9 protein-coding genes are annotated in these 13,977 nt (G+C 70.3%); 6 read left to right on the top strand and 3 right to left on the bottom strand.

Annotation, left to right across the window (positions count from 1 at the left end):
- Nucleotides 1-180 precede the first annotated feature (180 nt).
- Entirely contained in the window at nucleotides 181-5,022 is a 4,842-nt protein-coding gene (locus AB0K34_RS02190; protein ID WP_364544724.1) for an NAD-glutamate dehydrogenase, read from the top strand.
- A 1,305-nt stretch (nucleotides 5,023-6,327) separates the two neighbouring features.
- Here the strand turns inward: AB0K34_RS02190 and AB0K34_RS02185 are convergent.
- Both AB0K34_RS02185 and prfB read right to left on the bottom strand, forming a co-directional pair.
- Nucleotides 6,328-7,329, bottom strand: a complete 1,002-nt coding sequence (locus AB0K34_RS02185) for a hypothetical protein (RefSeq protein WP_364544721.1) — start codon at nucleotides 7,327-7,329, stop codon at nucleotides 6,328-6,330.
- A gap of 114 nt (nucleotides 7,330-7,443) precedes the next feature.
- Entirely contained in the window at nucleotides 7,444-8,553 is a 1,110-nt protein-coding gene (gene prfB, locus AB0K34_RS02180; RefSeq protein WP_138642224.1) for a peptide chain release factor 2, read from the bottom strand.
- Nucleotides 8,554-8,779: 226 nt separating this feature from the next.
- Here prfB and AB0K34_RS02175 point away from each other — a divergent pair, with 226 nt between their 5' ends.
- A complete protein-coding gene (locus AB0K34_RS02175; protein ID WP_364544718.1) occupies nucleotides 8,780-9,829 on the top strand; it encodes a hypothetical protein in 1,050 nt (349 codons plus the stop codon).
- A 24-nt stretch (nucleotides 9,830-9,853) separates the two neighbouring features.
- Here AB0K34_RS02175 and AB0K34_RS02170 read toward each other — a convergent pair whose 3' ends face one another.
- On the bottom strand, nucleotides 9,854-10,039 hold the full coding sequence (locus AB0K34_RS02170) for a hypothetical protein (RefSeq protein WP_138638242.1): 186 nt from the start codon (nucleotides 10,037-10,039) through the stop codon (nucleotides 9,854-9,856).
- A gap of 408 nt (nucleotides 10,040-10,447) precedes the next feature.
- On the opposite strand from AB0K34_RS02170, the gene ftsE reads away from it, so the two are divergent.
- From ftsE to smpB, 4 genes are all read left to right on the top strand, one after another.
- Nucleotides 10,448-11,137, top strand: coding sequence for a cell division ATP-binding protein FtsE (ftsE, locus tag AB0K34_RS02165; protein WP_021597771.1), 690 nt, complete (start codon nucleotides 10,448-10,450; stop codon nucleotides 11,135-11,137).
- Nucleotides 11,138-11,269: 132 nt separating this feature from the next.
- Nucleotides 11,270-12,175 carry a permease-like cell division protein FtsX gene (gene ftsX, locus AB0K34_RS02160; RefSeq protein ID WP_138638241.1) on the top strand — a complete coding sequence of 302 codons (906 nt, stop codon included), beginning with the start codon at nucleotides 11,270-11,272 and terminating at the stop codon, nucleotides 12,173-12,175.
- Between the two features lie 63 nt (nucleotides 12,176-12,238).
- Entirely contained in the window at nucleotides 12,239-13,450 is a 1,212-nt protein-coding gene (locus tag AB0K34_RS02155) for a S41 family peptidase (RefSeq protein ID WP_301176071.1), read from the top strand.
- 25 nt (nucleotides 13,451-13,475) lie between these two features.
- Nucleotides 13,476-13,976 carry an SsrA-binding protein SmpB gene (gene smpB / locus AB0K34_RS02150; RefSeq protein WP_138638240.1) on the top strand — a complete coding sequence of 167 codons (501 nt, stop codon included), beginning with the start codon at nucleotides 13,476-13,478 and terminating at the stop codon, nucleotides 13,974-13,976.
- The last annotated feature ends 1 nt before the right edge of the window (nucleotide 13,977 follow it).

Raw genomic sequence — 13,977 nt, 5'->3', positions numbered from 1 at the left:
CCCCCTGCTCACCCCCTCGGCATGGGAACCGGCGCGGGGGCGGGCCGGCCTGGGAGGGTGGCGTAGGCCACGTTGACCTTGCCGCGGAGCAGGTCGGCTTTGCGGCGATTCCTGGCTACGCTCGTGCAGTGAGCGGCGCCACAACGAGGTGGCGAAGGGTCTCAAGGGGAGTTGTTGTTGATGGGCGGCATGCTCGATCAAGCGAAGGACGACCTGCTCAGGCGGGCCGCCGAAACGTGCGCGCAGCGTCCGGGGGCGCGCGGCGGTGACGTCGAGGAGGTCTTCGACTACCTTCGGCTCTACTACCGGCAGGTCGACCATGAGGACCTCATGGCCCGCGACCCGGCGGACATCTGCGGCCCGGCGATGGCGCACCGGACGCTCGGCGAGGAGCGCCCGCAGGGGCGCGCGAAGGTGCGCGTCTTCACGCCGACGCTGGAGGAGTACGGCTGGGACCCCGGCCACACCATCGTCCAGGTCGTGACCGACGACATGCCGTTCCTCGTCGACTCGGTGACGATGGAGCTGACCCGGCACCAGCTCACCACGCACCTGATCGTCCACCCGCTGCTCGGCGTGGACCGCGACGTCGCGGGCCACCTGAAGGCGTTCCGCCACAAGCTCGACAGCGACACCGACGTCGACGAGTCGTGGATCCACATCGAGGTGGACCGCACCAGCGACCGCGGCGTCCTCGACACGCTGGAGAAGGACCTGCTGCGCGTCCTGCAGGACGTCCGGGTCGCCTTCGAGGACGAGCCGAAGATGCGCGCCCGCGCCGGCGAGGTCGCCGCCGCGATCCAGGACGCGCGGCCCCCGCTGCCGGACAAGGAGCTCGCCGAAGGCGTCGAGCTGCTCGACTGGCTCGCCGACGGCCACTTCACCTTCCTCGGCTACCGCGACTACACGCTCACCGGCGACGGCACCGCGCTGCGGCCCGAGCCGGGCACCGGGCTCGGCATCCTGCGCAGCGACAAGCGCGAGTCCGACAGCTTCGCGGCGCTGCCGCCCGAGGTCCGCGAGCGGGCCACCGAGAAGCGGCTGCTGATCCTGACGAAGGCGAACTCGCGCTCCACCGTCCACCGGCCCCTGTACCTCGACTACATCGGGGTGAAGAAGTTCGGCGAGTCCGGCGAGGTCGTCGGCGAGCGCCGCTTCCTCGGCCTGTTCACGCACGTCGCCTACAGCGAGTCGATCGGGCACGTGCCCGTCCTCAAGCGCAAGCTGGAGGAGGTGCTGGAGCGCGCCGGGTTCACCGCCGACAGCTACGACGGCCAGGACCTCATCGAGGTGCTGGAGAGCTACCCGCGCGACGAGCTGTTCCAGATCTCCGTCGACGACCTGCTGAAGATCTCCCTCGGCGTGCTGCGGCTGCGCGAGCGCCGCCAGCTGAAGCTGTTCCTCCGCCAGGACCTGTACGGCCGCTTCATGTCGTGCATGGTGTACCTCCCGCGCGACCGCTACACCACCAAGGTGCGGCTGCGCATCCAGGACCTGCTGAAGGAGGCGTTCGACGGCGTCAGCGTCGACTACAGCGCGAACGTGACCGAGTCGCTGCTCGCCCGGCTGCACGTCGTCGTGCGCGGCGAGCGGGGCCGCCCGCTGCCGGTCGTCGACGTCGCCGAGCTGGAGGACCGGCTCGCCAACGCCACCCGCTCCTGGGAGGACGACCTCGCCGACGCCGTCGTCGAGCAGTGCGGCGAGGAGCGCTCCGGCACCCTCGGCCGCGCGTTCGGGGAGGCGTTCCCCGAGGGCTACAAGGCCGACTTCCCCGCCCGCACCGCCGTCGCCGACCTGCGCCGCCTCGACGAGCTCGGCGAGGACGGCGCCACCTCGATCAACCTGTACGAGCCGTACAACGCGCAGCCGGGCGAGCGGCGGCTGAAGATCTACCGGCTGGGCGAGCCGATCTCGCTGTCCCGGGTGCTGCCGCTGCTGCAGAACATGGGCGTCGAGGTGATAGACGAGCGCCCGTACGAGATCCGCACCACCGACGACCGCCGGTTCTGGATCTACGACCTGGGCCTGCGCTACGTCCCGCCCGCGGACGTCCCCGAGGAGGCCATCAAGGACCTCTTCCAGGACGCCTTCACCGCGCTGTGGCGCGGCGACATCGAGAACGACGGGTTCAACGCGCTCGTCCTGCACGTCGGGCTGACCTGGCGCGAGGCGATGATCCTGCGCGCCTACGCGCTGTACCTGCGGCAGACCGGCACGACGTTCTCCAAGCGGTACGTGGAGCAGGTGCTGCTGCGCAACGCCTCCATCACCCGCCTGCTGGTGCGTTTGTGGGAGAGCCGCCTCGACCCGTCCCTGCAGGGCGGCGAGGAGGAGCGCAGCGCCGGCATCACCGAGGAGCTCCAGGGCAAGCTGGACGAGGTCGCCAGCCTCGACGAGGACCGCATCCTCCGCGCCTACCTCGCGCTCGTCCAGGCGACGCTCCGCACGAACCACTACCAGGGCAAGCCGTACCTGGCGATGAAGTTCGACCCGGCGCGCATCCCCGACCTGCCGCAGCCCCGGCCGATGTACGAGGTCTTCGTGTACTCGCCGAAGGTCGAGGGCGTCCACCTGCGGTTCGGGTCGGTGGCGCGCGGCGGCCTCCGCTGGTCCGACCGGCGCGAGGACTTCCGCACCGAGATCCTCGGCCTGGTCAAGGCGCAGGCCGTGAAGAACACCGTCATCGTCCCGGCGGGCGCGAAGGGCGGCTTCGTCGGCAAGCAGCTCCCCGACCCGTCCGTGGACCGCGAAGCCTGGCAGAAGGCCGGCATCGCCTGCTACAAGGACTTCATCTCCGGGCTGCTCGACCTGACCGACAACCTCGTGGACGGCAAGGTCGTCCCGCCGCCGAACGTCGTCCGGCACGACGGCGACGACACCTACATGGTCGTCGCCGCCGACAAGGGCACCGCGACGTTCTCCGACATCGCCAACGGCGTCGCCGCCGAGTACGGGTTCTGGCTCGGCGACGCGTTCGCCTCCGGCGGCTCGGTCGGCTACGACCACAAGGCGATGGGCATCACCGCCCGCGGCGGCTGGGAGTCGGTCAAGTACCACTTCCGCTCGCTCGGCAAGGACGTCCAGAGCGAGGACTTCACCGCCGTCGGCATCGGCGACATGTCCGGGGACGTGTTCGGCAACGGCATGCTCCTGTCGGAGCACACCCGGCTCGTCGCCGCGTTCGACCACCGGCACGTCTTCGTCGACCCCGACCCGGACGCGGCCGCCTCGTTCGCCGAGCGCCGCCGGCTGTTCGAGCTGCCGCGCAGCAGCTGGGCCGACTACGACGCCGCGCTGATCTCCAAGGGCGGCGGCGTCTTCCCCCGCACCGCCAAGTCGATCCAGATCACCCCGCAGATGCGGGCCGCGCTCGGGATCGAGGAGGGCGTGAAGGCGCTCACCCCGTACGAGCTGATCCGGGCCGTCCTGCGGGCCCCGGTCGACCTGCTGTGGAACGGCGGCATCGGCACCTACATCAAGTCGTCCACCGAGAACAACGCCGACGTGGGGGACAAGGCCAACGACCCCGTCCGGGTGGACGGCGCGGAGCTGCGCTGCAAGGTCGTCGGCGAGGGCGGCAACCTCGGCGTCACCCAGCTCGGCCGGATCGAGTTCGCGCTCAACGGCGGCATCATCAACACCGACTTCATCGACAACTCCGCCGGCGTCGACACCTCTGACCACGAGGTCAACATCAAGATCCTGCTCGACCAGGTCGTGCGGGACGGGGAGCTGACCGCCAAGCAGCGCGAGGGCCTGCTCTACGAGATGACCGACGAGGTCGGGCGGCTCGTTTTGCGCGACAACTACGCGCAGAACGTGGTGCTCGCCGCGGCCCGCGCGCAGGCGCCCGCGATGCTGCACGTCCACGCCCGCTACATGCGCAAGCTCGAACGCGACGGGCGGCTGAAGCGGCGCCTTGAGTTCCTGCCGGACGACAAGGCCCTCGTGGAGCGCCGCCAGGCCGGGCTCGGCCTCACCGGCCCCGAGTTCTCCGTCCTGCTCGCCTACGCCAAGCTCGCGCTGGACGCCCAGATCGTCGCGTCCGACCTGCCCGACGACCCCTACCTGGAGTCGTGGCTGGTCGACTACTTCCCGACCCCGCTGCGCGAGCGGTTCCGCCGCTACATGGACCGGCACCCGCTGCGCCGCGAGATCATCACCACCGCCGTCGTGAACGACGTGGTCAACGCCAGCGGCTCCACGTTCGTGTTCCGCATGAACGAGGAGACGGGCGCGTCGGCGTCCGACATCGCCCGCGCCTACCTCGTCGCCCGCGAGGTGTTCGAGATGCCGCGGTTCTGGCGGGACGTGGAGAGCCTCTCCCACCAGGTGCAGGAGTCGACGCAGATAGCGATGCGGCTGGAGGCGCGCAAGCTCACCGAGCGCGCCGCCCGGTGGCTGCTGCACAACCGGCGGCCCCCGTTCGACATCCGGGAGAGCATCGACTTCTTCAGCGGCGGCGCGGCGACGCTCGGCGCGCACGTGTCCAAGCTCCTCGTCGGCCTGGACCTGTCGGCCTTCGAGCAGCGCCGCGACGGCTTCGCCGAACTCGGCGTCCCCGACGACCTGGCCGAGCGCTGCGCCGCGTTCGTCCCCGCCTACTCCACCTTCGACCTGGTCGGCGTCGCGCACGACACGGGCCGCCCGGTGGAGGAGGTCGCCGAGGTCTACTTCGACCTCGCCGACCGGCTGCAGCTGTCCCGGCTCCGCGAGCGCATCATCGCCCTGCCGCGCGACGACAAGTGGCGCACGCTGGCCCGCTCCGCGCTCCGCGACGACCTCTACACGGCCCACGCCGCGCTCACCCGCGACGTCCTCGTCACCAGCGAGCCCGGCGGCCAGCCGGAGGAGCGCATGATCCACTGGGCGGACAAGAACAAGCCGGCCGTCCAGCGCGCGCAGCAGACGCTCAGCGAGATCTGGGAGAGCGACAGCTTCGACCTGGCGACCCTCTCGGTGGCCCTGGGCGCGATCCGCACCCTGGTGACCGCGAGCTCCCTCCCGTCCAGCGAGGCGTAGCACGATGGCGCCCGTCCCACTCCGGGACGGGCGCCATCACCGCGCGGAAACCAACGAAACCGATTCCCCAAGTACACGCCCCTTCCCAGAAGCAGGCGCGTACCCGATGGCCAACCACTGCCACGTAACCGCGACGGACTTCCTCGGCCGCCCACCCAGATAGTCACGAACTTCAACGGGCAGCCCAGCAGCAGTCCCCCCACTCACCACCTGCTCCTGCTGCACCGCATACCAGACGAGCGCCCCACCATCCGTCGTCCGCAACGAGTAAGACGCACCGGGCCCAGGCGTGAACTCCCCAGCCGCCCCGCGCCAATCACCGACACCCTTCACCCGGGCATTCCGCGAATAGGCGTCAGGCACCACACCGCCCTCATCACCACGAGCCAGATACTTCGCATGCGCGCCCGGCAACCCCCGATCACCAACCGCGATCGCGTACCCCTCCGCATCAAAGGCGATCCGCGGCGGCTCCCCACGAAACGTCAGCCAATGCGCCGCCCGCCACCCACCACTACTCCGCACGAAAACCCCAAGAACCTGCTGCTCAACACCCCCAGACCGCTCCAGCGCGGCAACCCCGAACCACTTGGGGGAGCCCCCTAACCGAGGAACATAGAACACCGGATTGACCAGCGAAATCTCCGCAGAAGCGGACAATTTCCCATAGGTCCGAACCCGAGCCTCGACAGGCAAGGCAAGCGCCCCCGTCACGGCCTCCCGCCAGAGCCGCTCATCCCCAGAGGTAATGGCCTTGTTATGCCGCTCCGCCCACCCCCGAAGCACCGTGAGCGCCTCGCCCCCCGACAAAGCCGGTGCACTCACCTCCTCCGAACCACCCCCGCCACCGCCACCCCCACCCCCAGAACACCCACCCAGCCCAACAACCACCGCAACCACCACCGCAGACCCCACCCCGCGCACGCCTCACCCAGCCGGAAATACGAGACAAGCCCCACATATCCGCGCCAGTGTAGAACCCGCCACTATCGGGTCCCGGGCGCGCGGGCCTCAGCCGCCGCCGCAACCGAGCGCGGACGTCAAGGCACACGTCCGTAAGCTCAGGTTGCGACAAGGGCCACGTTGCGATCGCGTGCGAAGCCAGGTTCGAGCGAAGCGAGAACCTGATCGCGCAGCGAGCCGCTAGGCGAGCCGGAGCGATGCAGCGATCGCCGTTTTCCCGTGGAAGGAAGGGCCGCCAAGGCCCGACCGCCGAGGGAAAACAAATGAACACCGCCCGTCGGATGCCGGTGCGGTCCGGCTGCAGCGGTCAGAAGAGCTGGACCGCCCGGCATCCGACGGAGTTCAGGAGCCGTGGGCGAGGACGGCTTTGCGGTACATGCCGTTGACCGTGGCGCGGCCCTTGGGTGGAACGGTGGCCAGGTACTGCACGAGGACGGTGGTGTCCATGCGCGTCCTGGCGGACTTGGCCGGGGCGAGCCCGACAAGATCCCCGCTCACCGACAGCCTGCCCCGTTTCGTGGCGGAGTACGCCTCATTCTGCTTCAGGACATACCAGACGATCGCCCCGCGGTCCTTGGTGCGCAGCGCGTAGATCTTGTACGGCGCGGGGGTGAAGCGGGACGACAGCGTGACGCCGCGTCCGGCGAGGGCTCGTTCGCCCTGTTTGAGCGCCTTGTAGGTCTCGCTGGTGCGCGCCCCGTCCGCGAGGAGGGCGGCGCCGGACGCGTTCGGGCCGTCGGTGAGCAGGGCGGCGTGCGCCTGCGGGAGTTTCGCGGGCGCGACGGCGAGGTGGTCCTGCGTGGCGGGGTCGACCGGGGTGGCGAAGCCCTCCGGGTCGAGGGCGACCTTGGGCAGGGCCGGTTCGGCGATGTAGGGGTCGGCGGCGAGCAGCCACGGCGACCCCGGCTTGTCCTGCGTGAACAGCAGCGCGTGCCGGAGCGTCCGGTCGCCGGTGCCGGTGGTGGTGTCGGCGGCGAACCAGCGCGGGTGGCCGGTGAGGCGCGGGATGTAGAACGCGCTGCTGGTGAAGGCCAGCTTCCCGGGCGGCTTGCGGACGGCGCGCCGGAGTTTCAGCGCCGCGACGTCCATCGACAGCTGCGGGTCGGTCTCGACGGTGTGCAGCGCCTTGGCGCTGAGCCGCTTCCCCGCGCGGTTCAGCCCTTCGGCGAAGGAGGCGAGCACCTGCTCGGCCTGCGCCTTGGTGAGCGCGGGCGTCCCCTTGGCCTTCGCCGCCTCGGCGGGCGAGCCGGAGCCGGAGCAGCCGGCGGTCAGCGCCGTGACGAGCAGGCAGCCGCCCAGCGCGCCGGCGAGTGGATTGATCGGAACATGTGTGCGTGCGGCCATGAGGCCCCCCGAATGGCGACGGTTGATCCGGACCACGCGCCATCTTCGCAGAGTGACCGTGCAGTCACGCTGCGAATGGGGAACTCCGCCTCACCCCGCCTGAGCGGGACGGGATCAGGCCGTCTCCTGCTGGCGCATCCAGCGGATCTCGGCCTCGATGAACTCGTCGAGGTCGCCGTCCAGCACCGCGGAGGGGTTGCCCGCCTCGACGCCGGTGCGCAGGTCCTTGACGATCTGGTACGGGTGCAGCACGTAGTTGCGGATCTGCGTGCCCCAGCTGCTCGTGCCCTCGCCGCGCAGCTCGGACATCTTCTCCGCCTCCTCCTGGCGCTTGCGCTCCAGGAGCTTGGCCTGCAGGACGTTCATGGCCGTGGCCTTGTTCTGCAGCTGGCTGCGCTCGTTCTGGCAGGACACGACGATCCCGGTCGGAAGGTGGGTGATCCGCACCGCCGAGTCGGTGGTGTTGACGCCCTGGCCGCCCGGCCCGGACGACCGGTACACGTCCACGCGCAGGTCGTTCTCGTCGATGTCGACGTGGTCGCTCTGCTCCACGACGGGGACGACGTCCAGGCCGGCGAACGAGGTCTGCCGGCGGCCCTGGTTGTCGAACGGCGAGATCCGCACCAGGCGGTGCGTGCCGTGCTCGCCGCGCAGCGTCCCGTACGCGTAGGGGGCCTTGACCGTGAACGTGGTCGACTTGATCCCGGCCTCTTCGGCGTAGGACGTCTCGTAGACCTCGGTGGGGTAGCCGTGCCGCTCGGCCCAGCGCAGGTACATCCGCTGGAGCTGCTCGGCCCAGTCGGCGGCGTCCACGCCGCCGGCCTGCGCGTTGATGGTGACCAGCGCCTCCCGGGCGTCGTACTCCCCCGACATGAGGGTGCGCACTTCGAGCTGCTGGACGGCCTTGTGCAGCGCCGCGAGCTCCTCGTCGGCCTCCGCGCGGGTGTCGGCGTCGTCCATCTCCTGGGCGAGCTCGTACAGCGTGGCGGCGTCGTCGACCCGCTGCCGCAGGCCCTCGACCCGGCCGAGTTCGCTCTCCAGGTGCGACAGGCGGCGCGTGACCGACTGGGCGCGGTCCTGGTCGCTCCACAGGTCGGGGTCGGCCGACTGCTCGCGCAGCTCGGCGATGTCGCGGCGCATGGCGTCGAGGTCCAGCACCTGCTCGATACTGGACAGTGTCGCGCCGAGCTCCTTGAGCTGCTCTTCCGGTTCGATGCCTGCCACGGTCCGAGCTTATCGCCGTCCCGGTACTGCTTATCGCGTCCCGGTACGGCTCATCGCGCGGCCGCCGCGTCGCCGCTCGCGCGGCGCCGATCGCGTCGCCCGGCGGGCGGCCTGGTCGTAGGGTCAATATCATGTGGATGGCAGAATCACGGGCCGAGGAGGCCGGCCGACGACGGCCGGCCGGGAGTCCGGTCCGGGGGACGGGTCCTTGCACAGCTTCCTGAGGATGATCGCGGCCGCGGTGCCGCTCGTCCTGGCGCTCGCGGTCGCGGGCTGCGCGGAGGAGAAGGCGGTCGCGCGGCCCGAGCCGAGCGTGCCCGAGACGGTCCCGCCCGCCCCGGTCCCGCTGACCCCGCAGGTCGCCGAGCGGGCGTTCCGCACCTATGTCACCGACGAGGACGTGGCCCGCGCCGCCGGCGACGAGCGGCTCGCGCTGACGTGGACGTCCGACGGCCAGTCCCAGCTCACCGCGGCCGAGTTCCGCAAGGCCGCCTACGACGGCGACGCGGTGCGGCGCTTCGTCTACGGCAAGCCCAGGCTGTACGTGCCGAAGCTGAAGGACGGCGCCTACCCGCAGTGGTTCCTGGTGTCGGTCGACCGGTCCGTCCTGGGGGAGTCCAAGAGCAAGAGCAGGCGCAGGGTGCTGATGGCGTTCATCCTGCGCGGGCCGTCCGACCACTGGAAGCTCACGCTCGCGGCCCCGCTGCAGAAGAAGGCCAAGGAGCCGAAGGTCGCGATCGACAAGGACGGCTACGCGGAGGCGCTGGGCAGCGATGACGAGTCGCTGCTGATCCGTCCCCGCGACGTCGGCGGGATCCAGGCGACGATCGCCGCGGAGGGCGGCGGCAGCGTCGCCGCGAAGGTGATGGCCTCCAACGCCGTGACGACCGGGTTCTACAAGGACGCGAGGCGCGCCAAGAAGAAGGCCAAGAAGGACGACCTGACGCTCCAGATCGTCTACACCGCGACGCCGTTCCCCTACTTCGGGCTGCGGGCGAAGAACGGCGGCGGGCTGGTCGTGTACTCGCTGTTCCGCAACACGTCGCTGGTCGCCGAGAAGCCGGGCGCCCCCAAGCCGGAGATCCCTGAGGACGCCGAGCACCTGCTGGACGGGACGGTCGAGGGCAACGAGGTCGACACCACCTCGACGCTGCACTTCGCCGCCTTCGACCCGCCCAAGGCGAAGAAGAAGGACGATCCGCAGCCGAAGGCGCACATGGTCGCCGACGACGGAGCTGTGACGAAGGCCGCAACCCCGCCGCTCAAGAAGCCGTAGCCGAGGCCCCGACCGGGGCGGGGCCTAGCCGTAGACGCGCTGCAGGACGAGGGCGGCGAACAGCAGGCCGACCAGGATCGCCAGGACGAGCGCGGGCGGCAGGGACGGCCCGTGCCGGTGGAGTTCCGACCGGGCCTCCCGGCAGGTCGGGCAGCGCCCTTCCACCACCGGGTTCGAGCACCGAGCGCAGATGAGATGGTCGCAGCTCATGTCGTGGCCCCAATCTCCGGGATCGGTACGGGTCCGTGCAGGCGAAGCGTCCGCTTCTTCAGTGTCCGTCCACTTATTAGGTATCTTTCGCCATCATCCAGCGTAGCCGGACTGTAGGGTCGTTCCCGCAAGTCCGGGAGCTCGATGGTAGGAAACGGCCGGACGTCGGGAGACGGTTCACATGGCACTGATCGGACGGAACGCACCGATCGGATGGAGTGACGCCCCCGGATGCCCGTACCGTGCGGAGTGGGCCGAGGTAGTTCCCCGTCCCCTCTACACTGCTCGAAGGCTCCGCGTCCCACCCGGTCGTGAAGCCGGGCGGCGCAGGCAAGTGCTCACGGACGCGTCCGTGGCCGCGGGCCGGGCCGCTCCCCAACCCCTACAGCGAACCGCCGTGATGCAGCCGTGATCCATTTCGACAACGTCACCAAGGTCTACCCGAGCCAGAACCGGCCCGCCCTGCAGCATGTGAACGTCGCCATCGAGAAGGGCGAGTTCCTGTTCCTGGTGGGTCCGTCCGGCTCCGGCAAGTCGACCTTCCTGCGCCTCATCCTGAAGGAGGAGCGTCCTTCCCAGGGTCACGTGCACGTGGCGGGCAAGGACCTGAGCCGGCTGAGCAACTGGAAGGTGCCGCACCTGCGCCGCAGGATCGGCTGCGTCTTCCAGGACTTCCGCCTCCTGCCCAACAAGAACGTCTTCGAGAACGTCGCGTTCGCCCTCGAGGTGATCGGCAAGCCGCGGCGCTTCATCGGCAAGGTCGTCCCCGAGGTGATCGACCTCGTCGGCCTGGAGGGCAAGGCCCACCGGATGCCGGACGAGCTGTCCGGCGGCGAGCAGCAGCGCGTCGCCATCGCGCGGGCGTTCGTCAACCGGCCGATGATCCTGCTGGCGGACGAGCCCACGGGGAACATCGACCCCGCCACCTCGATCGGCATCATGAAGGTGCTGGACCGCATCAACCGGACCGGCACCACCGTCGTCATGGCCACCCACGATGCCGCTATCGTCGACGCGTTCCGCAAGCGCGTCGTCGAGCTGGAGGACGGCAGGGTCGTCCGCGACCAGTCGCGCGGCGTGTACGGCCAGGCGTACTGACCATCTGAACCAACGATTCCCGCCGGGGCGTACGACAGCCCGAAGGCGGGGACCGCCCGCTTCGGGCCGCGTTCCCTCATGGCGACGTCCCGGGCGCCCGGGCGGACCAAAGGCGATCAAGGACAGCGAGGCATGCGCGTACAGTTCGTTCTCCAGGAGATCTGGATCGGTCTCCGCCGGAACATGACGATGACGATCTCCCTCGTCATCACCGTCGCCATCGCCATGGCGCTCTTCGGCACCGGGCTGCTCCTGCGTCAGCAGGTCGACGCGTCCAAGAGCTACTGGTACGACAAGATCGAGGTCTCGATCTTCCTGTGCGCCAAGACGAGCTCCAACCCCAGCTGCCAGAAGCAGGACGTCACCGACCAGCAGCGCCAGACGCTCAAGGGCAGCCTGGAGAAGATGCCGCAGGTCTCCGCCGTCGAGTACGAGAACAAGCAGCAGGCGTACGAGCGGTTCAAGGACCGCTTCGCCGGGTCGCCCGGGTTCGTCGAGAGCACCCGTGAGGGCGACATCCCCGACTCGTTCCGGGTCAAGCTGAAGAACCCGGAGGAGTACAAGGCGGTCGCGCAGGCGATGCTCGGCCAGCCCGGCGTCGACACGGTCATCAACGAGCAGGAGATCCTGAAGCGGTTCTTCCGGATCCTGAACGGCCTGCAGGTGGCCGCGCTGACGATCGCGCTGATCCAGGTGATCGCGGCGGTGATGCTGGTCGGCAACACCGTCCGGCTGTCGGCGTTCAACCGGCGCCGCGAGACCGGCATCATGCGGCTGGTCGGCGCGTCCAACACCTACATCCAGATGCCGTTCATCCTGGAGGGCGCGATCGCCGGCCTGATCGGCGGCGTGTTCGCCTCGATCCTGCTGGTCTTCAGCAAGAAACTGCTGATCGACAGACTCGCCGGGCAGGTGCAGCTCGTCAGCCAGCTCGGCTGGAGCCAGGTGATCGCGGTCATCGTGGTGTCGATCTGCTTCGGTGTCCTGCTCTGTGCCGTGGCGTCGTTCCTGACGCTGCGCCGGTACCTGCGGATCTGATATGCCGTCCGGATCCGGGGGAAGTGCCGGATCCGGGCCGTCCGGCCGCCCTAGACTTGCCGCATGTCTCGGTCCGCGCCGTTTCTGAGGAGGCGGCCAGGCCACGTGCTGCGCGGCATGGCCGTCGCGGCGGCGATCGTCTGCGCCTACGGCGCCGGAGTCGTGAGCGGCTCCGGCGCGGACCGGCACGCGGCCGTCGCGGGCGGCGGCTCCGTGCTGGACGAGGCCGCCACGAAGATCGGCCGCCGCGCGGCGGAGCCGGTCGGGCGCGGCGAGCTCGACCGCGCCGCCATCGAGGGCATGCTGCGCGGCCTCGGCGACCGGTGGGCGCACTACTACCCGGCCCGCGAGTACGACGACGTCGAGGGCCGGCTGACCGGCCGCTACAGCGGCGTCGGCCTGTGGCTCGGCGGCACGGGCGGCGACGCCGACGGGAACGGCGCCCGCACGGTGGTCGCGAGCGTCCAGCCGGGCACGCCCGCCGCGCGCGCCGGTGTCCGCGCGGGCGACGTCGTCACCGCCGTGGGGAGCACGCCGGTCGACGGCTGGGACATCTCCCGGGTCGCGGAGGCCCTGCGCGGACGTCCGGACGAACCGGTCGAACTAACCGTCGAGCGCGACCGTCGAACCGAACGGTTCCATCTCGTCCGCACACCGGTCCCTGGAGGAAACGTCACCGTGACCGATCTCCCGGACCACGCGCGCCGCATCCGCGTCGGCGCGTTCAGCCGCGGCACGGGCCGCGAGGTCCGGGACGCCGTGACCGGGCGGGCGCCGTCCGGCCGGCCGACCGGCGGGGTGCTGCTCGACCTGCGCGGCAATCCCGGCGGGCTGCTGGACGAGGCGGTCGAGACGGCGTCGGCGTTCCTGGCCGGCGGCCCGGTGGTGACCTACGAGCCGCGCGGCAGGCCCGTCCAGCGGCGCGCGGTCACCGCGCCCGGCGACGCCGACACCCCGCTCGTGGTGCTGGTGGACGCGGGCACCGCGAGCGCCGCGGAGATCGTCGCGGGCTCCCTGCGCGACCGGGACCGCGCGGTGATCGTAGGATCGCGTACATACGGGAAGGGCTCGGTCCAGGAACCGATCGGGCTCGCCGACGGGTCGGTCATCGAGCTGACCGTCGGGCGGTACCGCACCCCGGGCGGCCGTAACCTCGACGGGGTCGGGATCGAACCCGACGTGGCGGTGTCCGCCGACCGCCCGCCGGACGCGGCCGAGCGGCGCGCCCGGACGGTGCTGCACGGCCTGCGCGCGACGATGCCGGGCAAAGACTGACGAGGGCCGGACAAGGACTGATGACGTGGCACGGGACACCGGGCGCAAGAAAGACAAGAAGGACACCGGGCGGAAGATCATCGCCCAGAACAAGCGGGCCCGCTACGACTACCACATAGACGACACGTGGGAGGCGGGCATGGTGCTCATGGGCACCGAGGTGAAGGCGCTGCGCGCCGGCCGGGCCTCCCTGGTGGACGGCTACGCCCACGTCATGGACGGCGAGGTGTGGCTGGAGCACGTCCACATCCCCGAGTACACCCAGGGCACCTGGACCAACCACGCGCCGCGCCGGCGCCGCAAGCTGCTCCTGCACAAGCGCGAGATCCAGAAGATCATCGCCAAGTCGTCCGAACCGGGGTGGACGCTGATCCCGCTCTCCCTGTACTTCAAGGACGGTAAGGCCAAGGTCGAGATCGGGCTGGCCCGTGGTAAGAAGTCCTACGACAAGCGCCAGGCCATCGCCAAGCGGGAAGCCGACCGCGAGATGCAGAAGGCGGCGGCGGCCCGGTTCAGGAGACGGTGAA

Origin of the sequence: Actinomadura sp. NPDC049382 (genome assembly GCF_040677125.1) — a bacterium.
In the GTDB taxonomy this organism is placed as follows: domain Bacteria; phylum Actinomycetota; class Actinomycetes; order Streptosporangiales; family Streptosporangiaceae; genus Spirillospora; species Spirillospora geliboluensis.
Note: the sequence above shows the minus strand (reverse complement) of the source record. Positions and strands in the feature narration are given on the sequence as shown.